At 37.4% G+C, this 22858-nt stretch carries 12 protein-coding genes and 1 pseudogene; all 13 read right to left on the bottom strand.

Translation table 11 applies throughout. The features are described 5' to 3' along the window. Window positions 1–5: 5 nt before the first annotated feature. Complete coding sequence (locus RM553_RS07960) at window positions 6–1346, bottom strand: sugar porter family MFS transporter (RefSeq protein ID WP_311534394.1); 1341 nt, start codon at window positions 1344–1346, stop codon at window positions 6–8. A gap of 90 nt (window positions 1347–1436) precedes the next feature. Next, on the bottom strand, window positions 1437–4721 hold the full coding sequence (locus RM553_RS07955) for an alpha-mannosidase (protein ID WP_311534393.1): 3285 nt from the start codon (window positions 4719–4721) through the stop codon (window positions 1437–1439). Between the two features lie 125 nt (window positions 4722–4846). Further along, complete coding sequence (locus RM553_RS07950; RefSeq protein ID WP_311534392.1) at window positions 4847–7000, bottom strand: hypothetical protein; 2154 nt, start codon at window positions 6998–7000, stop codon at window positions 4847–4849. Between the two features lie 170 nt (window positions 7001–7170). Further along, on the bottom strand, window positions 7171–9237 hold the full coding sequence (locus tag RM553_RS07945) for a twin-arginine translocation signal domain-containing protein (protein WP_311534391.1): 2067 nt from the start codon (window positions 9235–9237) through the stop codon (window positions 7171–7173). 84 nt (window positions 9238–9321) lie between these two features. Next, window positions 9322–11052, bottom strand: a complete 1731-nt coding sequence (locus RM553_RS07940; protein WP_311534390.1) for a RagB/SusD family nutrient uptake outer membrane protein — start codon at window positions 11050–11052, stop codon at window positions 9322–9324. A 10-nt stretch (window positions 11053–11062) separates the two neighbouring features. Continuing rightward, a complete protein-coding gene (locus tag RM553_RS07935; RefSeq protein WP_311534389.1) occupies window positions 11063–14170 on the bottom strand; it encodes a SusC/RagA family TonB-linked outer membrane protein in 3108 nt (1035 codons plus the stop codon). Between the two features lie 78 nt (window positions 14171–14248). Further along, window positions 14249–15919: a sulfatase family protein gene (locus RM553_RS07930; RefSeq protein WP_311534388.1), complete on the bottom strand. Its 1671-nt coding sequence runs from the start codon at window positions 15917–15919 to the stop codon at window positions 14249–14251. Window positions 15920–16157: 238 nt separating this feature from the next. After that, window positions 16158–17348: a Gfo/Idh/MocA family protein gene (locus RM553_RS07925; protein WP_311534387.1), complete on the bottom strand. Its 1191-nt coding sequence runs from the start codon at window positions 17346–17348 to the stop codon at window positions 16158–16160. Between the two features lie 10 nt (window positions 17349–17358). After that, window positions 17359–18687: a Gfo/Idh/MocA family protein gene (locus RM553_RS07920; RefSeq protein ID WP_311534386.1), complete on the bottom strand. Its 1329-nt coding sequence runs from the start codon at window positions 18685–18687 to the stop codon at window positions 17359–17361. Window positions 18688–18699: 12 nt separating this feature from the next. Continuing rightward, window positions 18700–19377, bottom strand: a pseudogene (locus tag RM553_RS07915) (3-keto-disaccharide hydrolase); the annotation flags it as partial. Window positions 19378–19665: 288 nt separating this feature from the next. Then, window positions 19666–20712 carry a substrate-binding domain-containing protein gene (locus tag RM553_RS07910; RefSeq protein ID WP_311534385.1) on the bottom strand — a complete coding sequence of 349 codons (1047 nt, stop codon included), beginning with the start codon at window positions 20710–20712 and terminating at the stop codon, window positions 19666–19668. 104 nt (window positions 20713–20816) lie between these two features. Continuing rightward, the gene (gene uxuA, locus RM553_RS07905) at window positions 20817–22004 is read right to left on the bottom strand and encodes a mannonate dehydratase (protein WP_311534384.1); all 1188 of its coding nucleotides are present in this window, start codon (window positions 22002–22004) and stop codon (window positions 20817–20819) included. Between the two features lie 12 nt (window positions 22005–22016). Next, entirely contained in the window at window positions 22017–22847 is an 831-nt protein-coding gene (locus RM553_RS07900) for an SDR family oxidoreductase (RefSeq protein ID WP_311534383.1), read from the bottom strand. Between the last annotated feature and the right edge of the window lie 11 nt (window positions 22848–22858).

Here is a 22858-nt window from a genome sequence, read left to right as displayed (position 1 = left end):
AAAAATCATAAACGATTATATATCTTTTCACTTAATTTTTCCAGAGGGATTCCCTTGGTTTCAGGCATCATAAATATGACGAACATTAATTGCAGAACCATCATAAACGCGAAAATGGCGAAAACGGTTCCCGCACCTATTGTCGAAAAGAGATAAGGTACCAAAGAAGGTATGATTGCCGCAAGAAGCCAGTGTGTAGAAGAACCGAAAGCCTGGCCGGATGCCCTTATATGATTTGGAAATATTTCTGAAATAAATACCCAGATTACTGCGCCCTGGCCTATGGCATGAGATGCAATGAATATGAATAAAAATATCGGAACAAAATAGCCTCCCCAATCCAGGAAAAAAGCTGCTGCCACCAGGGATAAGGAGATTATATAACCAATAGAGCCTATATACATCAATTTTTTCCTTCCTATCCTGTCAATAAGGAATACCCCAAATAACGTAAAAACAAGATTGACCAAGCCAATTCCAATACTGCTTAGCAAAGCGGTACTTTCACCCAGACCGGCTTCTTCAAAAATTCTGGGAGCATAATACAGAAAAGCATTGATTCCCGAGAGCTGATTAAAAAAGGCAATAAGAAATGCCAGTAAAAGGGGAAAACGGTATTTTTTCATGAATATATTTTCACCGCTCCTCTGGGTTTCAGACTGTTTTTCTATCTCCCCAATTTTTTCCTGTATATCAGCATCTGCATTGATAATTTTTAATGTCGCTTTTGCTTTTTGGATTTGACCTTTTGAAATGAGCCAGCGTGGACTTTCAGGAATGGTAAACACCAACAAGGCATAAATAAAAGCAGGGATGGCTTCTACTCCTAACATCCATCTCCAGGGTTCATTTCCGGTATCTCTCAGCAGGTAATTGGACAGAAAAGCAATAAGAATTCCTAGAACAATATTAAACTGATACAATGAAACCAGGCGACCCCTGTCTTTTGCCGGGGCAATCTCAGAAACATATGCTGGTGCTGCTATAGTAGAAACTCCTACTCCTATGCCACCAATAAATCTAAAGATTGCAAAGGTCCAGGGATCATTAGCCAAAGCCGATCCTAATGCCGAACAGAAATAAAGAATGCCTATTAAAACCAAACTCTTCTTTCTTCCCAGTTTATTAGTAGGAATACTTCCCGTTACCGCTCCTAAAACAGTACCCCATAAGGCCATTGCCATCACCACCGAACCATGAAAAGCATCTGAGGTATTCCATAATTCCTGTAATTGCTGATCGGCACCGGAAATAACTACCGTATCAAAACCAAAAAGAAAACCTGCCAGGGCAGCGGCAATAGACCATAAGAAAATTTTATTATTAGAAGTACCGTTGTTTTTCATAAATCATTTTTCTGCTCTGCTGGAAAATCTATTAGTTCAATTTTGATATTTTCAATAATCATATTTTTCAATAAAATATTCGTTCTGTTCTTAATGTGATCCCTCTATTAATCGATATTCTTCATTATCGGAAAAATCTTCAGTGAGAGGCTGAAGAAACTCAACATCGTCTCCCTCCTTTGGTGCTGCCGTAATAGCAAAAACTTTAATTTTATCATTATCAGGCAACTGTATAGAAGTAGCTCCCTTAGGAATATCGATGGCATATTTAAAAATATAGGCATATTCGTAGGCTACATTTCTTGAGGGATAATCGTCATGATGATGCGAAGAGAACCAGGCTATGTTGCTCTTCTTAAAATAAGGATCATTCATTTTTAGAACCTCTGTTTCGTCTTCATTGAATTCCCTGTCATAAAACTGACCTATAAAACCTGTCCATTTCTGGATAGACAATTCTTCTTTCTTCTCATCAAGGTAAAATGAATCCGTAACATCTTCGGTAGCTGCAGCTAATAGATAAAGTTTATCATAATTGCCTTTTGGAAGCTGTATCTTTTGACCTTTACAACCTACCACATTCATCTTACGGTCTTGTTTATCTCCCATTTCAAACATAATTCCCTCACTGGTGATAGTTTCAGGAAAAAGTTCAGCCGGATAACTTCTCATGGAATACATAAACATATCCTTCGTGTTATTATCAATGCTATTAGCATCTAAACGATGATCATCAAAGGTTACAATATCCTCATTAAAGGGAAGTTCCACCGGCTTCTGATACATTTTAGAAAAGGAAGCTGATTTAAATTTTACTGCAAAACTTTTTATCCCAAAATAACCCATATCGAAACTGGCAGTTTTTCCTGAAAAATTAAGATCACCTATCTTTTGTTCTTGACCATTCACTTCATAAGCAGCTTCGATAGGAGCGGCAAATCTCATCGTTACATCCTTTTGATCTTCTCCCTTTAACTCATTCACCCGAACGATAAAATAATCACTATTTTCTGCCTTTTTGAAAGCCATTAAACCCAATGCTTCCGAATCAAAACTTATTAAAGACAGTTCTTTTCCCATAACTCCTTTATGCTGGGGAGTTTCATAAGCAATAAGTGGCTTTTCAAAAAACTCAGCTTGTTTAGCCGTTTCGCTTTTTTGCACAACATTACGATGAGGATGAAGGGCAAATCTTATATCATGGATACCCCAATCCTGAGTGGCCTGATGCCAGAACCTTCCATCATCAATTCCGGGAGTATACAATAAAGTTAATCTTAGGGTATTATCATCAGGTTTATCAGAACCAAATTTAGAATCCTGTAGAATTGAAATTCCATATTCTCCGGATTTATCTGTGAGATCAAACCATCCTTTAGAAGGCACTTCGTATTTTTTAGGATCATTATTTTCCCTTTCCACGGCACCCACACCAAGATTGTATGTCGCTTTTTCATTTTCAGCTGAAAAAGGAAAAGATGCCTTTAAGCTTACCTCTTTAGATTGCCAGTTGAGCTTATTATCAAATTCAATTCTATTACCGGGATTTCCGGCAGAAAGGCTGATTACCTGAGTAATTTTTGAATTTCGCTTTTGCCTGATTATTTCCAACGCAACCCGTACTGGACCTTGTTCAACAATTTTGATTTCCGCATCGCTATCCAAAAAATCGATAGGAGAATTTTGACGATCTTCCCAGTCCATATTCCAGGCAGGCCAACGGGAAGGTTTCTCAAACAAAAATTCTAGCCTTGCCGGCTTTAACAAAAGTTCCTTCTGGAGATTTTTATCATATATACTAGTAATATCACCGTTTTTGTCAAAAACAACTTTATAATTTCTGTTTTCCAGGGAATTTTCAGTTACCTGTAACTCCTGGCTGGCACGGCGATAACTTTTATCTGAACTTCGCACATCAAAAACGGAAACCCCAACAGAAGGAACCTGAGCTAGAAAAATAATTTTTAGCTTTTTTCCTTCTTTAGAAATAACCTGGGAAGGCAATTCATTTTGATTTTTATCGAATACTTGAATGTTTTGTGGCATTTTCTCGAATTCCAATTCCGCAGTCACCACATCTTCCCTATCAAATGCTACGGGGTTATAAACCGAAACAGACCTCCCCTGTACATTAGTATTTAACTGGGAGGAAATAATACTTAAAGCATTTTTTAATGGTTCTTCAAATCCTTTATTAGCTATGAATTCATCATTCCAGGCAAGTTCATAAGCTTCAGGAATAGCAGTTCCAGGCAGTATATCGTGCATTTGGCTACCTAAAACCAGCTCCCAGGAATTATTAATTTTGTCCTGAGGATATTCTGCTCCTGTAAGCAGGGTTGCCAAAGACGACATTTGTTCCGCAGATTGAGCCAGGTTTTCGTTCTTTCTGTTCATTCGCTTCATAAAAGCCTGCGAAGTAAGTGTTCCCGCACTATGCTCTGTGAGTAACAAATCACCCTGATAAGTAGGAAGCTTTTCTCTAATTTCAGGAGTTATATCTTTGAACATCTGGTCTGAAGAAGCTAAAACTACCTTCATCTTACCGTCTGGGTTATCTAAACTTTCAATAGCATTACGCACATCGTTTTCCCTGGGAGCACCTCCCTGATCTCCAATACCATAATACCGAAAGTCAAAACCATAGCCTGAGCGGTTGTAATTTTCCTCAAGACGATCATAAAATTCCTTACTGTTATCAAGCCGATTTTCAACACCTCCTGTATATTTCGTTGCATTGAGGACAGAAACAATTCCTTTTCCATCCGGCCCTTTCCATACGCCAATATTAAAAGGAATACCTACAGCAGACCCCCACGTAAGCTTTTGAGTAGAAAATCCAATTAAACCTGTATGATTGATAGCTGAAGGAAGACTCGCAACAAAGCCAAAGCAGTCTGGCAACATGTAATCCTTACTGGTTTTTCCAAACTCTTTTTGAAAAAAATTATTACCATATAATACGTGGCGAATAACAGATTCAGAAGAAGAAACAGTTACTTCCGATTCATCCACAGAAGAACCGGATATAAACCATCGCCCTTCATCTACATATTTTTTTACCTTTTCAAACCTTTCCGGATAATACTCCTTCATCATTTTATACCGCCTTGAGCCGGTGAAATTAAATGTGTACTCCGGGTATTTTTCAAAAAGATAAAAATTCTCGTCCATTGTATTTTTTATAAATTCATTGATCGAGTTTTTATAGGTCCAGCGCCATTCGGTATCCAAATGAGAATATCCTATGGTATATAAAACTTTATCTTCTGTTATATCGTAACCTTTAGAAGTTTCATCCTTTGATTTATCGGCAGATTGAGCTATTAAACCCAACGGTAAAAATATAAGGACCCAAAACATTCTATTTCTCATATTCTTATTCATTTTAACACAACTTTTCAATCAGAAAAATTTTACTTTTTATTGTTTTTATTAGATATGGAAAATTATGTCATTGTAGCACTAGTATTTCTGCTGCCGTATGAGACAATTTAGACCTAAATACGCACCAGAAAAATTGCATCCAGTTTTCCAATCTTTACCTTTCCATCCACTTCTTCACCATTATTAACATCCGGTGCCTGATCTAAAGTTCCTTTCAATTTTCTAAAATTTTCCCCAGGCCATACTTTATTTACATCTACTTCGACTTCATGTGCAGAAGGATTTGCGATAACCATTCCGCCTTCAAATTTGCGCACCATCACATCTGGGGCGGCATATACTGCCAGATTTGAAACGGTGACCGGTTCATCTCCCTCAAAATTGAATGTTATACTGGCAGAATTATCGAATTCCCGATAATAAAATCCCGCGTCAAATGGCTTTTCATGAATTAAAGCCATATTCTCTAATATTCTTTCAAACTGCATATCCTGAATAAGCGTAATGTTTTTCATAAAGTTATCCTCATCTGAAGCCTGTATTTCTCCCGAAACTTCCACATGCATAAGCCGGGCAGTTTCCTTAGGGTATCCAGCCATAGTCTCACCACTAACGGTAGCGGTTAAATAAAGATCTTGCCCTTCAATATCAACATCCTTTATCTCAAATTTTAAATATCCCTGTCCATCTTTTTTCTTGCTCAGGGTAATTACACCGTCCTCCAACTTGATCGAGCTATTTGGTGAGGTAATTTTTTGACCCAGCTCCGATCCAGACAGAAGATTAGGTTTCTCGGTTGCAAGCCGTTTAATAGGACCTATAGCTTTCCCTAACCAGCCCAACTCTTTCTCCTGCCCTTTACGAAGCTCATCCCAAACAAAAACATCTTCTCCGAGTTCTGTTCTTCCTCCAGGAATGGTCATGGAGATGCCTGCATCACATATGACCGCGGCTGCAAAAGCCAACCTGATATCAGCCATACGCTTATCACTGGGTTTTGATTTTATATAGTTAAAAACTGGTTCTCTTGAATTTTCTTTCCAGAATAGCAGGCGATTAATTCCTCCACCCCAATCATTAAAATCATCTTCGTCCCCACCAGTAGGGAATTTTTCATGTTCTGTTCCATTGAGGATTCCAACCGATCTTTGGTGAAACCACTTATCATTATCTGCCATAATAAGCCGATCTTCACCTAATAATCTACGAAGTTCTATCAGAAAATTGATAGCTCCTATACCATAAGTCTGCTTACCATTAAACACTCCACCATCGGGTTTACCATCGGCATTTAGATCCATTCCACGGCCTTCAGATTTTGCTACCGGCACATGATGAAGCACGTCAAATTCTACACCATCAAAATGTTCCAGAAGTCCTCCCTTAGCAAACCAGTCAGCAATTTGCTGGGCAAAAACCTCACCGGCCTGTTTACCCTTTTCATCACGTGGACCTAAAGTGGAATAATTATAATACCATCTGAGATTATTAGATATTGCACCACCCGGACCCTCGTAAACGTGAGCCGCGGCATATGCTTTGCCAGCATCGAACGACAAAGGTTCCGTTCCATAGCTACCCCGTTCCACTTTAATTGTTCCTTTATCATAATCGATATCCAGTAGTTTGACCTGTTCACTATAACTCCAATCGGGTTCTCCGTTAGCATCTAATCTGCATAGACCTATATCTTCGTTCGCTTCCCTTCCTTTGGGACCAACATTTAGTTTGAACAGGTCCACATCGGAAACTTCGATTTCCATAACACCATTTTCAGCAGGCACATCTTCTTTAATCGTTGCCCCTACATAATAGGCCCAGTGTCCTGCAAAAAAAGGTTCTCTCTCCAAATGGGGATCCCTTCCTCTACCACAAAGATGGATAAGTTCTGCCTGGTTAGGATGTAATTCTTTTAATCTATCGAAATAATCCCGTAACTGCTCGAAATCACCCACTGTAACTTCTTCTTTAAGAGCCTTTCCTTCAATGCCCATCAAACTGCTAAAGGCAGGATACCATTCTTCCCAGCTTGTGGATGGCTGGCGACCAATCTGCTCGGCATCACGAAAAAAGTAAGCTGCCGGCACCTGATCGCTTTGAAGAATTTGTAATTTATCTAAGCGTGTAGAATCTTCTGCATTCTCTTCATCTGTAGATTCTACTTTTTTTTCACCACAAGAAATTAAAAAAGAACCTATGAATAGAATCATAAGGGAAGAGTAATTAATTTTCCATGTATACTGAATTACATTGATAGTATGTTTCATTTTTTTTAATTTAAAATGTGCTTGGCATCAACTTTAATTCCCGCCACAGACATTCAGGAAATGCTTAGTTTAACTAAAAAAGCAAACTTAGGGCAAGGAACTTGTGGTTGAATTTATTTTTCGATTTTGAATTTCCATTAACCCAGCCCGTAGCTTAAAATTTCTCAACCTTATCTCTTAACCTTAGGATTGATAAAAGTCACAGGTACTTTAGCTATAGATTCATCATTCATTAGATATTCTAACTGACCTTTTCCCTCACCGTCCCTTCTACGAAGACTTAAAGAGAATCCTATTTCTGTTTCCTCCTTTTTATCCAGTGTAAGGTTTTGTGTGGAAGTGACAGGATCATCCCAGGCATCACATGTTAATCTGGCTTGTAATTTAACTTCAGCTTCTTCTCCACTGAAATTTTTAAATTTGGCAAACATTTTATTAAGACGGCCGTTTTTGAGTTCCACAGGATCCGGAATAAAAAATTCAGGAAGATTTAGTCCCACCTTTTTGGAATGTGAATTTGCAAATTTGGCATTGAAGGAACTTCCATCCACAGCTTCAAAAGTGTCGCTGTCTAGACGCTTCATTAAATCTACCAGTTCAGAATAGTAAAAATAACTTCTTGGCAGGTGAATAGGTACAAATAGAGGACGTTCAGTACGTCTTTTGGCTAAAAGGTTCAAATACTCCTCAATTTCATCTACAGTATCTGTATGTGCTATAGGCAATGCTGTGGACATCCATACCATATAATCATCAACTGAATCTTCTCCAGAATCCTGGCCATAAAGATGCTGAGTTCCCGGCGCACGGGTGTATCCTTGCATTACACCGGTAATATCTTCTCCTAAAGCTTCATTATATGCCTCTCTCTTCTCAGTGGATACTGCTCCATAACTATTAAGCACTACCATGGAGTTCATACCGGTCTTTCGCAAATATGGTTTAGTGGCATAAAGATGGGACCTTAATTTATCTATCGGCATGTAGCTGGGAAAAGTATATCCAATGCCAGAAGCCGACGCTATAAAGTAGTCATTTTCAGTCGCCGTGGCTTGAAAATAATCAAGGATTGCGGGTCCAATATCAGCAAGTTTCATCTGCATTTCCCAGTTAAATGGGATTGCACCCCGGTCCTCTGCAAGCCATTGATTTCCATGTGCATTCCTCATAATATGATTAAGAGAATCTCCGTCTGACATGGCAAAGGTTAGATAGATCTTATCTTCCACATCCTTTACAATTTTCTTTTTTCTATTAAAATTCTTAAAGTTTTCTACACCCTTTGGAATCTTTACACGGCTGTGGAAGGAGAAGTTTGGGGCTATATTAGCTCCTCCAACGGCTATTTTACCGTGTTTTGAGAGTTGCCCGATATGCTGGTGTTCCGAATCACGATCTACATGCCACCCCCATACAATTGTATGAGGGCTCATTTCAGCTAAAATTTTATCCTTCAGGTCGTATTCCTCCGGATGTGACGGATTACTGGAAAGATCAAAAAACAGAGCTTTTTCTGCTACAGGATAATCCCGGGAACTATTCGAGGAATAAAAAGTAGTTTCAGCTTTATTATTGTTGTAGGAAGGAGCACTTGTAATAGATACAAGATCACGGGTGGCATTCGGCCATTGATTCTCAAAAATCCACTGGTTTGCTTCCAGCCTGCTCATTTTTTGAAAATTTACTCCTTGTATGGGTTTACGCAAATCATAGATAACTTTCAGGTCTGGAAGACGTTCATCTGCCAGTAATTCTTCTGTAATTGGAATGAGATCCTCTAAACTTGCATAATTTGCGGCAATATTTACAGTATCAGGAGCATTAGTATCTATTAATACATATCCCTTTACTTTATCAAAACCCAATTCGGTCACCAATGCATATGGATCACTAAATTCCTTAAAATTCAAATGATCATAGTTTTTATACCAGTTCAGAAAGGTTCTCTTTTCATATTTATTGAAATAAACCTTTGCCGAATCTCTATTGACAATCCCCTGGTAGCATCGAAAAAACAGTGACTCCCAATACGAAAGAACCGCATTGGCTTCCTCCCCAACCGTATCACAATAAAATATCGGTTGTTCACTGCTGATTACTGAAGCATTTTCCTTAGCATAAAGAGGACTAGTCATTATGCCTCCTAACCCCCCACCTGCAGCTAACAAACCTGTTTTTTTTAAAAAATCCCGTCTATTGTTTCCTGTAAATGTTGATTTATTATCTGAATTACTCATCACCTTTTAATTTTCATTTAGTACTATTCGTTCTTCTCTTAGACCTTTTACTGAAGAACAATTTATCGATAAGTCGAAGACCAATTAATACCCTGGATTTTGTTCCAATTCAGCCCCAGTATTTTTTTCAATTTCACTGAAAGGAATTGGCCAAAGGTTTTGATAATCATAGAAATCGAACTGTTCATTATATCTATTATTCCTTTCCACAAGCAATCCTAGTCTTAATAATGTTTCCATTCTATTTTCCTCACCATATAATTCTCTGGCCCTTTCATCCAATATGTACTCAATATCTACTTCGGAGGGTTGAACATCCGGAGCCTGAGCGCGAGCACGAACCGCATTTATATTTTCAGCCGCATTTTCTAAATCTCCCTTACCAAGGTATGCTTCTGCTCTTACAAGATAGGTTTCCGCAAGTCGCATTTCATAGTCGTCATGATAGGTGGTATTAGCATCTGGCCCTCTTGAGATAATGGATCCTAAAACGGTCTGGTCTTCCAGCCATAGCTCTTTGGGATGGTCTCCCATACTTGTTACCTTTGCAATTAAAGGAAAAAGAACCCGGTTAGGATTACTGATTCTAAGCTCGAGATTATCTGCATAAATCCATTTTCCGTCATATTCAGAAGCGGGATTATTTACTTTGAAATCGCGAATGATGTTGTGGTCCGCATTCCTGATATCCTCTTCAAAACCACTTTCATTCCAGATTTGAGTAAGAAAATAATCACTTGGATTTAAATGTCCGTTTCCTCTTCCTCCATAATAAGTATTTACTTCAGGGATTAAATCTGCCCTGCTTCCGTCACTGTTAATAACCTGAAGATTATATAATTGTGGAACGGCAAAAGTTTCCCACCTTGTGCCTCCACCCATTCCGCCTGGAGTACCAAATTCAAATTCAATTACCCATAATGCTTCCGTGTTTCCAGCTGAACGGTTTTGATTTCCATTTCTAAAAAGATCCCAATATACATCCCCTCCTGAGGCCCAGGGAATAGCAGGATTAAACTCATCGTCAACGCGTTCACCAAATCTTTCGGTCATTAAAGCAGTATTTGGATCATCAATAGTCACACTTGCAGCGGCAATGGCATTATCCCATTGACCTAAAGAAATATAAGCCTCAGCCAAAGCGTGGTAAGCCGTCAAATTACTTATCCTGTAACTGTCAACTTCGGATATGCCGGATAGATTTTCTGCCGCAAATTTTAAGTCATTTACACTTTGCTCATAGGTCTCATTGCGAGTTGCCCTGACATAATCTCTTTTTGGCTCTGTAGTTTCTTCTAAAACGATCGGGACTCCTCCGTAGAAATTAGCCAATAACTTGTACATATACCCCCTAAAGAATCTTGCTTCCGCCTGTACCCTTAATTTTTCTTCTTCAGAAAGTTCAGAAGTTTCAGCTTCCGAATAAGCAATAATAACATTCGCATCATAAATAATATTATAAGCTGGTCGCCAATAAGCGCTATAAACTAAACCACTTGTAGGAATTAATTCGTTAGGATAGTTATCTGCGTTTTGAGACCACGTCGTTAAATCTGTGCCCTCAACCTTATTTCTTGGGGACAATCCCCAATCGTTCGTATCGGTATAAAACCCTCCCCTAAAGCCTGAATAAAGATTATTAATTGCAGCCTCAAAATCTGAGGAAGTAATAAAAGAGTTATCCGGAGTATATAAACTAAGGGGTTCCTCTTCTAAAAATCCATCATCATCACATGAATAAAAGAATATAACACATATGATAAGCGCATATCTTTTCAAGTAATTTCGTGACAATACATACTTTAAACTTTTCATAATATTTTTTTTAAAATTCAACATTAAGACCGAAAGTGAAATTCCTTACTACAGGTCTACCATTTCTTGTTATAGCTTCTCCTGTTTCAGGATCCCAACCAGGCCATTTAGTCCAGGTTTTAAGATTTTTCCCATGAAAGTACAACCTAAGGTTACGAATACCGTATTGTTCTAAAAAATTGGAATCAAAATTATAAGCCAAATTTACATCCTGGAGTCGAACAAAACTTCTTGGCATATAACGCTGAGCTCCTAATCCCCCTGAAAATTGCACTCCTAATCTCTGATATCTGGCGTCCGGGTTTTCGGGTGTCCAAACATCCAGGTTTCGGGGGAAAGCATCTCTTTCCCAGGCAGTAGAATTGGGATAAATAAATTGATTGACATCTTGCCCTAAATAATAATTATCATTTCCCTGAACGGAATTAATAAAAATTGAAAGTTCCCAATTCTTATAGGAAAATTCATTTCCTAAACTAAATCTAAAATCAGGTTCAGCCTGTCCGATAATTTTTCGATCATCAGGATCAATAACCCCATCACCATTTACATCTTCAATAATATAACTTCCAACATCTGCTGTAGCCGGAATCTCATCCCCGAATTGGTAAAGTTCACCTGTTGTATAATAGTCGAATATAGTTCCCAGAGATTCTCCTATGAATAAACCTTCCGAAACTAAATCATCTTCCACCCCATCACCATCATTATCAAATCCAAGCAGCTCTTTCAGTTCATTCCTACTTCGGGAAAAATAGAACTGGGATGACCAATTAAAGTTTTCCCCTCTGATATTATCAGTGGAAATTGAAATTTCAAGTCCCGAATTATGTAATTTTCCCAAATTATCGGGGAACTTGGTAAAGCGCGAGATTGCAGGAACATCCACATTATAGAGTAAATCCTTAGTATTGTTATTGTAATATTCTATAGAACCACTTAATCTATGCCTAAACAAAGCGTAATCCAGCCCCAGGTTAAAACCGGTGGTCGTTTCCCATTTCAAATTAGGACTTGCGAGCCCAGAAATACTCTTTATATATAACGGAGTACCATCTGCATCAACATATCCATAGGCATCTCCTACTGTGGCTAAGGTTTGATACCTGCCAATTGTACGGTTCCCATTAGATCCATAGGAGGCTCTTAATTTTAATTGATTAAATTTTTGAAGCAAATTGTCCTTCAGAAATGACTCCTTGGACGCATCCCAGGCTACAGCAAGTGAAGGAAAAACTCCATATTTATTTTCTTCGCTAAAACCTGAAAACCCATCTCTACGAACTGTACCTGTTATAAAGTATCTTTCGTCATAACTATAGTGTAAACGGCCCATTTGGTAGAGCGAAGACTCCATCCAGGCATCAGATTCAGCTCTCTGTAATTCCGCATTTCCTGCTTGAAGATTATTATAACCCAATACCGGCGAGTTAAATTCGGCAGCACCTGCTGTTGTACGGGTAAATTCACGCTTTTCCCTACCATAACCAAGCATGATATTTACTTCATGAATATCATTAAAAGCTCTTTTATAAGTTAAAATATTGTCGTTAATCCAATCAGTTCTTCTTCCTTCTGTTTTATCTCCACTTCCAGTAAAGCTTCTCCCGTATATCTGAAAATTGTATGTATGGTTTGTGTAATAGTTGGCACTAAAATTAGTTCTAAAAGACAATCCTTCTATAAAAGGGAGCTCAACATTTGCATATATATTTCCAAATAAGTTAAGTCTTTTATCGAAGTTATCTCTGTCCAATACGTATAAAGGATTGATGGTGGTACTGTTTGGAGATTGGACAAGAGACCCATCTTCATTATAAGCTGGAGCATATGGACTCTGATTCCAGATTGCATCGATACCCGCATTTGCTCCTGAATAATCACTGGATGTAAAAAATGTCTGTACACCAACATCCAACCAGTCTGTGATTGAATTGTCCAGATTTATCCTAGCATTCCATCTATCATAATTTTCATTTACTAGAAAACCCTGTTGATCTACAAGACCAAGGGACACAAAATACCCACTACTTTCTCCTCGCTGAGTCATTGATAAATTATGAGTTTGTGTGTACATTCTATCGTTTGTAAGAATATTATACCAATCTGTAGGGTTATTATTTTCAAAAGCTTCTCTTTGCTCCGGAGTAGAAAATATAGTAGTGATATCGAAGTCTGGATTTGGCTCTAAATATCCTGATTCCTCTGTTCTGCTATCAAAAAAATATCCAGCTTTTACACGCTCGATGAATTCTTCCGGACTTTCCGTTTGAAAACTTTTCGTTGGCTCCTGGAAAGAATAAGATGAAGAATAATTAATTGTTGGTTTCTCATTTACCCTACCTGTCTTTGTAGTAATAATAATCACCCCATTAGCCGCTTGGGAACCGTAAATAGCGGTCGAACTTGCATCTTTTAATACATCAATAGATTGAATGTCGTTGGGATTTATATCATTTATTCTACCTCTAAATATAACTCCATCTAATACAAGCAATGGAGATTGTTCTCCAGATATTGACGTTCTTTCCCTAATTCTGATGGAAGGAGTTCCTCCAGCGGAATTTACTTGCCCTACATTTAATCCTGGAGCTGCACCCTGAAGCGCATCTGTAAGGGAGATCGTTGCCCGTTGCTGAACGGTTTCCTGGTCAACTTGTGAAACTGCCCCGGTCAGATCACTTTTTTCCATGGTACCGTAACCCACCACTACAACCTCACTCAATTCAGAGGCGGAAGGCTCCAAAGCAATTTTCAATTCCTTTTGCTCTCTAATCCGAACTTCTCTTGTAGTAAAGCTAAGATAGCTAATCTGAAGCACGGCACCTTCGGAAACCTCAATACCAAACTTCCCGTCAAAATCGGTCATAACACCATTAGATGTACCTTTTTCTAAAATATTAACACCTGGTAAGGGAAGTCCATCTTCAGCAGATACAACAGTTCCTGTTATACTTATAGATTCCTGGCCGTACATGGGCAGAAATAAAAGTATGCCCAACAATACCAGGTAGAATTTTCTCGTTTTTGTTTTCATAATTTTAGTTTTGCGAATAATTGATTCTCCAAACACTGGAAGTATATCAGTGTGATCTTGAATGTTACTTTTAGTTGGCATACATAAAAATTTACATTAGTTTTATTATTTAGTTATTTCATACACTACCTAGAATGAGAAAACTTGTGATGTGAATACCTAATCTAGTTTTCCAGTACTTTTGTCATTTATTACAGTTAGAATATTTACAGGTTGTGTCTCTAGCCAATCTGGCTTAGGAAATTCTCTAATTGAAGAATATCTAACATAGGTTTCAAAAATGTCTCCATTACCCGTTACTCTGGGGTCATTAGTTTGCATGAGATATCCTCCTAAAGCCTTTCTCTTCTTCATTAATATTTCCGTGAAATTTGGATCATTAGCTAAATTCACCAAACAATAAGGATCATTTGCAATGTCGAAAAGTTCTTCCGAGGGTCTCTTATTTACTGCTAATTCAAAGAAAGGGCCGATGTGGGGATCATTCCGATTATCTAACATAAAGTCAAAAGTTGGGCAAGCGTCAATATCATGATAGCCACCATACTTAGCCCCTAAAGTTCCATTAGCATTATATTTCTGCGGAGCACCGGCAGGCCATCTTTCCGGTTTAAAGTTTCTGACATACAAAAAGTTTTTTGTTCGAATACTTCTCTGCGGATAACCCAAATTTTTCCAACGGGAACTAGAATGTCTCTCTCTTGATGCAAAAACAGCCTCTCTGGAATCCACCTGCTTCTCTCTTTCACCTGTAAGAAGATGTATTAAGCTCCTACCTTCCATCTGATATTTTTTTAAAAGATCCGTGGAACCTTCACCTGTTACTACCTCCAAGAAAGTAGGGGCTATATCTATAAGACTAACGAGATCATCCACCGTTTTCCCTCCTTCTATACCATTCCCCCATCTTATAGCTAAAGGTACATGTATACCATATTCATTTGCATTAGCCTTAGCATAGGGAAAAGACATCCCATTATCTGAAGTAACCACAATAATCGTGTTTTCCAATTCCCCAATTTCTTCCAATTTCTTTATCATTGAGGCAAGCTGCTCGTCGAAATATTCTATTTCAAGAGCATAATCCAACAGGTCACTTCGAACTTCAGGAGTATCTGGAAGAAAAGATGGTACGGTAACTTCATCTGGATTTTTACCCGCTTCTAATCCTGATCCCTTTTCAAATTTCCTATGGGGCTCGTGAGACCCGAACCAGAAATAAAATGGTTCATCTTCTTTTCTCTCCTCCAAAAATTCTACAAAATTCCCCACATAATCAGTAGTACTTACACCTGTAATTGAAGGTTTGAGTTCTTTATTATTATAAGATTCTCCAGCGGGATTTCGCTTTCTCCCACTTACCTCCCAATTTCCCGGAGCCCAACCTTTCCCTGTAAAGCCAACTTTATACCCCATTTTTTCAAGAATATCAGGAAAGACAGTATAGTCTATAGGAAATTCGCTGTCGTGAGTACCCGCTTGTTCTATCTGCCAGTCATTCATTCCTGTTAAAATTGCGGCCCTACTTGGACTACATCCAGGAGAAGCAGAAAAAGCATTTGTAAATAGGACTCCTTCTCTTGCTACTTTATCGAAAGCCGGAGTTTTTATCCAATTTTCCCCATATGCGGAAGCATGGGGATAAGATTGATCATCAGAAATGACAAATAATATATTAGGAGCATCATTAACAACGCCAATTTCCGCATTTGTAGATAAGTTCTTGGCATTATTATCGCAAGAAATAAATGGAAGAAAAACAATAAAAATGCAAACAGACATGCTAAATTTCAAGTTTACTGCTAAGCTTTTGAAAAATTCTTTTCTCATTTTGAAATCTTTAGTTCATTAAGTCGCTATAGTGTTAGTATCCTGCAGCTTATGTTCTTTTTTTCACTTATGGTTAATTTTGATCTCAAAAAGAAATCATTAGTACCAAGGGTTTTCAGAGAGTTTAATAGCCACATCTAAAAAATCAGTTGCGTTAACGCTATTTTAAAATTTTATATTAAATTTTAAAACTCATCTCTAAATCTTAATCGTTTTCGTAAAATTTTAAATAGCTGGATTACATCTCAAATTCATCTTTCCATTTCACAATCCGGTTATTGCACATGGCATCCAACCCCATTTGCACACAGATTGCTGCTTTAGCACCAGTAATAATATCTGATTCTGGTTTTTTATTATTTATTATATTATTCTTAAAATCTAAAAGTGCTTGTTTACTTGGATCCTCATGGCCTACTTCTATTGGAATTCCTTTTCCCTCATCCCACTTTATAGTAGCCCCGGAAACACCATCTACATTTCCAATTACTTTTTTATAATCCCCTTCCGGATAAAACCATGCTTTGGTATAATCTAAGATAATTGTACCTCTATCTCCCTGAACTTTGATTTGATAATCATCCTTGGAATTTGTGGTAAGACAGGTAAATTTGGCTTCCACCCCATTAGGATAGCTGTAGATAACGTGAATGTTATCAAAAGTTTCCCTTCCATCCTTCCAGTAATCTATTCCACCCACACCCATAACTTGTTTTGGAGTAGCATCTAAAACCCAATTCACAAAATCTATTTGATGTGAACAAAGTTCAGCCAAAAGTCCACCAGAATATTCTCGATACAACCTCCAGTTTATCAATCTCTCCAATTCTGGATCTCTCACCTTTCTTCTCCAATCTCCATGCCTGTTCCACTGACATTCAAATGCAGTAATATTCCCAACCTTCCCATTTTTTATCAAATCTACCACATGCCGATATAAGCGAGAACTATGATACTGATGCCCGGTTTGAAAGATATTCTTTGAATGTTTATATTTATTCAATAACATTTTAATATCATCATAGCCTTTGGCTAAGGTTTTTTCTCCATAAACATGTTTTCCTGCATTTAAAGCATCCACCTCAATTTCTGCATGTGTACTAAAAGGAGTTGCAACTAATACAGCATCAATATCCTTATTGTTCAATAATTCCTGATAATTTGCATATCCTTTAGCTTTTCCATCGGTTGCAGAAAGACCTCTCTCTAAACGAAAAGGAAGAATATCGCAGCAGGCTACCACATTAAAATTTTCAATTTCATTAATAAAAGGAATTAATCCACTTCCTCTGCTTCCCGTACCAATAACGCCGATATTAACATTATCATTGGCACCCCGAAAGGAGTTAAAGTTACCTAGCATGGAAGTGGAGGTTGCCACCGCCATTGTTGCTAAACTTCCTTTTAGTACAAACTCTCTTCTCTTCATTATTTATCCTTTATAATTTTGGTTCCCATCCTTCTGCATACTCTCTTTTCCAGTAAGACATAGCCTCAGCATTATCCACAATTTTACCTGAGGATGAATCTATTTTAATATATGGTCCTGCATCTTGGGCAATATTTCCTAAATGACACAGCATAGTAGTGATAGCCGCATCATTAATAGGTGAATTCAATTTTTCATCTTTCCTAATAGAATTAAAAAAATTGGCCACATGAGTTGCAGTGAGACTACCTCCTCCTTGAGTATCAATAGTAGCTTCCTGACTTTCCTCCTTTTTTTCCTTTATTAGATTCCCATCAAGATCATAAAGTTTATAGTCATTCCTGCTTAAAGTTATGATGCCCTTGCTACCATAAATAGTTGCTCCTCTTCCAGGTTGTTCCGGCACAATTTTTCCCCGACTATGTCCAGTCCATGTAATATATTTGTCATCTTCAAATCCATAAGTGACTTCTTGATTGTCGGCAAATTCCCAGTCATCTTCATAAGTATATTTACCTCCATAAGAGGAAACATTTTTTGGCAAATCTACTCCCAATGCCCAACGGCAAATGTCAATTTCGTGAGTTCCGTTGTTATGTACTTCCCCGGTACCCCATTTACGAAACCAATGCCAGTTGTAAGGATGAATATTGTCTTTATAAGCTTCTCTGGGTGCCGGACCCTGCCACATTTCCCAATCAAATGTTTTAGGAACTTCAATTATATTTCCCTTACCTATGGAATCCCTGTTGTTAGAGTAGTATGCCTCTCCTTTATATACATCTCCGATAATACCTTCTTGAATTTCTTTTACACCCAATTGTGAGGTACTGGCAGAACGTTGGTGGTTACCCATTTGAACCTTTTTACCATATTGCTTCTGCGCCTGCACCAGTAGCTCATTCTCATAAGGGTTATGACTACATGGTTTTTCTACATAAACATGCTTCCCTGCCTGAAGAGCCGCTATAGCAATTGGAGCATGCCAGTGATCTGGTGTAGCTATAAAAACAGCGTCAACATCTTTATCTTCAAGAACTTTTCTGAAATCTTTTTCATTTTTGGGTATATAACCAATATTCTTTTGACACCATTCATTGTGATACTCCAGAATTTTTCCATCTACATCACAGCTATATAAAATTTTAGCATCTGGATATTCATGAATCCCTTCAATTAGAGCCTTTGCCCTACTCCTTACACCTATGATAGCAACGTTTATATTATCGTTGGAACCTAAAATATTCGCGTACCCCATTTCAGGAAATATTAAATTCCCAAAAGTCACCCCTGCACTTCCAAGAGCTGCTTTCCTAATAAAATTTCTTCTTGTTGTCATTGAAACTATGATTTAAAGTTCTTTAATTTTTATATTTTTAAAAGCCACGCGATTTCCGTGATCTTGCAACAGAATTTGGCCACTATCTAATTCTCCAAACTTTTCCCATTTTTTATACTTACTCTCGGAAACCAGCTGGCGATAATCCTCACTTTTTCTTTCATATTCCAGCACCTTTTCCCCATTCAACCAATGTTCTACATGATTGTCTTTAGAAATAATATGTGCAGTATTCCATTCTCCCACAGGATTGATCGGCTTATCTGAATCAGCTTTAATTAAATCATAAAGAGAGGCCACTGTCCTACTGCCCTCATGGTTACCTTTTTTTGCATCTGGATGGTTCTCATCATCTAAAATTTGATACTCCAGACCAATAGAAGAACCAGAACCTTTGTTAAGGTCGGTATTGACATAGTACTTAATCCCACTATTAGCTCCTTCTGTTATTTTAAAATCCACCTTTAATTCAAAATCATCATAAAGTTCTTTAGTAACAATATCGCCACCTGCAGCAGATTCGGCACCACCACTGGCAAGCACAACAAGTTCTCCATTCTCTATAACCCATCCTTCTTCCGGAAATTCATCTAGACGGGCACCACGCCACCCATCTGTGGTTTCTCCATCCCAAAGCATTTCCCAACCACTACTCTTCTCTTCATCAGTTAGGCCGTTTTTAGTATTTAAAGACTCCAGAGATTTATCTTCTGCAGATTGTTCTCGATTTCCCTTATTACCATTGCCACAACTCAAGAGGAAAGAACAGGAAACCAGAGCTGCTATTTTTGTAATTGAAGTATTCATTTGTAAAAATTTATTAATATTTAAGATTCATGATTAGCAGTTTTTTGAATTAAAACTCACTATAACGTTTTCTATAACCTAGTATTGGGAGCAATATAGATGAATAAAACAGATAAATCAAAAAAAAATTAACAAAAGTGTGTTCGTACACTTTTTTTAACAAAAAACTGGTTATGACAGTTCTATTTGAGGTTTATAATACATAAGGTTTTCCTTGGTTATTATATCAAGAGGTAGAAAAACATTTTTTGATATCTCCTGTTTAGCAACCAGAAATTTGTAGAAATTCTCTAAAGCCATATAGCCTTGATTCTCAGGTCTCTGTCCTATGACATAATCAATTATCCCCGATTCAAGGTATTTAAAATTATTATTAATTAAATCATTCCCAACCAGTTTAATAGATAATTTTTTATTGAAGATAATTTCAGCCACAAAATGAACTTTAGAACTTGGCACGTAAATTCCATCAATATTTTTCCTAGAACAAATCTTCTCTAAGTTAATTTTCCAATCAGAATTCCGTTGATCAACATTAATCTCCTCCAATAGAAGATCTTGATTTGAAGCACTGAGCATGAAATCTTTAAAACCCTCTATTCGTTGTTGTAATGTACGGTTATGGTTCTCATTATTTTTAATAGAAATAATGAAAATTTTCCCTTGCTTCGGAACAGAAGATACTAACAATTTTGCTGCTAAACGCCCACTTTGAAATGAATCCTGACCAATAAAGCTGAGATAATTGTCTCCATGAATTTTCGAATCGATTATAGTAAAAGGGATTTCCTTAGCTTTTAGTTTAAAACAGAATTTTGTAGCTTCAAAATTAATTACAGGTGCTAAAATAACTCCATCTGGCTCTAATTCCAACACCTCGGCGGTCCTTTCTATAAATGACTCTACATTATTTTGATCAAAATAGAAGAAGTTTACCTTTATACCGAATTGCCCCAAATTTTTTACAGCTCTTTTTATTCCTAAGCTAGGAACCTCCCAGTATTCGCCCTCCTCAGAATCGGGGACTAATGCTGCAACTACAAAAGATTTATTTAATGCTAATCCCCTGGCATATACATTTGGTTTATAATCCACTTCTTCCAGAATTGCTAAAATTCTTTCTTTTGTTTTCCTGGAGACTTTTCCTCTTTTGTGAAGTACTCTATCAACAGTTCCTAACGATACATTTGCTCTTTGTGCTATTTCTTTTATTGTCATCCTTCTTATCTATTCCTTAAAAATTGTAAAGTTGAAAGATAAATTCTGCTTTTGGTAATTTTTTGAATTCTTATCTTGATACGAAATTACAACAAAATGATTATTTATAGCGCTCTGATAATTCCATGTTCTAGTCCCCGAAGTTCTGCCAGCCCTCTCAATCTCCCTATGGCTGAATATCCAGGATTGGTTGTTTTTTGAAGATCATCCAGCATTTTATGCCCATGATCTGGTCGCATAGGGATTTTAGCATCTTTTCGACCTTCAGCAAATCTCCTTTTTTGCTCTTCTAATAAAGCTTTTATCACACTGTACATATCTACATCACCATCCAAGTGATCTGCCTCATGGAAATTCCCCCTTACATCTCTTAAAGTGCTTCGCAAATGAATAAAATGAATTCTGTCTGCGAACCTTTTTACCATTTCGGCTAGATTATTATCCTTTCTTACCCCGAAGGATCCGGTACAGAAGGTAAGCCCATTTCTTCGATACGGAACTGCATCGAAAAGTTCCTGAATATCCTTAGACGTACTGACAACTCTCGGTAACGCTAATAATGAAAATGGTGGATCATCAGGATGAATACACATATTAACATTTGCCTCTTGGGCTACAGGAATTATCTGCTGAAGAAAGTAAAATAGATGTTCCTTTAGTTTTTTTTCATTAATATCATTATACCGATCTAAAATTTTATTGAAATCACTTAGACTATAATTCTCCTCGGCGCCCGGTAAACCAGCTATAATATTATTAACTAATTTTTCCTTTGAATCTTCTGATATTGAAGTTAAATATTCTTCAGCTTCTTTAATCTCTTTTTCTGAATATCGCTTTTCAGCTCCAGGTCTTTTTAATAAAAATAATTCAAAAGCCGCAAAAGCTATTTTTTCAAAACGCAATCCCGTAGAACCATCTCTCATTTCATAGTCAAGATCAGTTCTTGTCCAGTCCAGGACAGGCATAAAATTATAGCAAATGGTATCTATACCACATTCACCAAGATTTTTTATTGTTTCGCAGTAATTCTGAATATATATTTTATAATTACCGCTGCGAGTTTTTATATCCTCATGAATGGGAACACTTTCCACCACAGACCAACTAAGGCCACTACCATCAATTTGGTTCTTCCTTTTTAGAATTTCTTCTTTTGTCCAAACCTCTCCATTTGGAATATGATGTAACGCTGTCACCACACCGGTTGCTCCTGCCTGTTTAACATCAGCCAGCGAAACATTATCTTTTGGCCCATACCATCGCCATGTTTGCTCTAATCCTAATTTCATTTTTATTTTTTTTTAAACTCCACTAAATGCACTAAACCCTCCATCGATTGGAACCACTATACCTGTTATAAATTCTGAACCGTCTTCACATAACCACCGTGTGGTAGAGATAAGATCGTCCGGATTTCCAAATTTTCCCAATGGTGTTCTTTTTATTATTGTCTCCCCACGATCTGTTAAACTGCCATCTTCCTTTGTCAACAATCTTCTGTTTTGTTCGGTTAAGAAAAAACCTGGTGCAAGAGCATTCACTCGTATACCAACTTTTGAAAAATATACCGCCAACCATTGTGTGAAATTAGAAATTGCTGCTTTTGCACCACTATATGCGGGTATTTTGGTGAGAGGCTGGAATGAATTCATGGAAGAAATATTGATAATATTCCCATCCTTTGCATCAACCATATCTTCTGCAAAAACTTGAGTAGGCAACAAAGTTCCCATAAAGTTGAGGTCAAAAACAAATTTGATCCCGCTCATATCCAGATTAAAGAAGGTTTTTAGTTCTTCCTTCTGGTTAGATGATGTGTCATAGAACAAATCATCGGTAGTGGCAGCAGGGTGATTCCCCCCTGCTCCATTTATTAATACCTGACAAGCGCCAAATTTTTCATTAACCTTATTTTTAGCCAAAATCAGTGATTCCTTATCCAGAACATTCACCTTCAAAGCAATGGCCTTCCCTCCTTTTTTATTTATGGAATCAGCTATATCCTGAGCTGCTTCAATATTGAGATCAAGTAAAGCTATTTGATGCCCTTCTTTAGCCAGAGCTTCTGCTAGAGTACTACATAAGATTCCTCCAGCTCCTGTTATTACTATTATTTTCATTTTATTATTCATTTTTTAATTTT

This window comes from Autumnicola tepida (assembly GCF_031846485.1).
In the GTDB taxonomy this organism is placed as follows: Bacteria; Bacteroidota; Bacteroidia; order Flavobacteriales; family Flavobacteriaceae; genus Autumnicola; species Autumnicola tepida.
The sequence above is the reverse complement of the archived record's forward strand: the minus strand, read 5'-3'. Positions and strand labels throughout refer to the sequence as shown.

Bases quoted from the DNA above. Each gene is read 5' to 3' on its own strand.
- RM553_RS07960 (WP_311534394.1), bottom strand. From the start codon at position 1,346: ATGAAAAACAACGGTACTTCTAATAATAAAATTTTCTTATGGTCTATT.
- RM553_RS07955 (WP_311534393.1), bottom strand. From the start codon at position 4,721: ATGAGAAATAGAATGTTTTGGGTCCTTATATTTTTACCGTTGGGTTTA.
- RM553_RS07950 (WP_311534392.1), bottom strand. From the start codon at position 7,000: ATGAAACATACTATCAATGTAATTCAGTATACATGGAAAATTAATTAC.
- RM553_RS07945 (WP_311534391.1), bottom strand. From the start codon at position 9,237: ATGAGTAATTCAGATAATAAATCAACATTTACAGGAAACAATAGACGG.
- RM553_RS07940 (WP_311534390.1), bottom strand. From the start codon at position 11,052: ATGAAAAGTTTAAAGTATGTATTGTCACGAAATTACTTGAAAAGATAT.
- RM553_RS07935 (WP_311534389.1), bottom strand. From the start codon at position 14,170: ATGCCAACTAAAAGTAACATTCAAGATCACACTGATATACTTCCAGTG.
- RM553_RS07930 (WP_311534388.1), bottom strand. From the start codon at position 15,919: ATGAGAAAAGAATTTTTCAAAAGCTTAGCAGTAAACTTGAAATTTAGC.
- RM553_RS07925 (WP_311534387.1), bottom strand. From the start codon at position 17,348: ATGAAGAGAAGAGAGTTTGTACTAAAAGGAAGTTTAGCAACAATGGCG.
- RM553_RS07920 (WP_311534386.1), bottom strand. From the start codon at position 18,687: ATGACAACAAGAAGAAATTTTATTAGGAAAGCAGCTCTTGGAAGTGCA.
- RM553_RS07910 (WP_311534385.1), bottom strand. From the start codon at position 20,712: ATGACAATAAAAGAAATAGCACAAAGAGCAAATGTATCGTTAGGAACT.
- uxuA (WP_311534384.1), bottom strand. From the start codon at position 22,004: ATGAAATTAGGATTAGAGCAAACATGGCGATGGTATGGGCCAAAAGAT.
- RM553_RS07900 (WP_311534383.1), bottom strand. From the start codon at position 22,847: ATGAATAATAAAATGAAAATAATAGTAATAACAGGAGCTGGAGGAATC.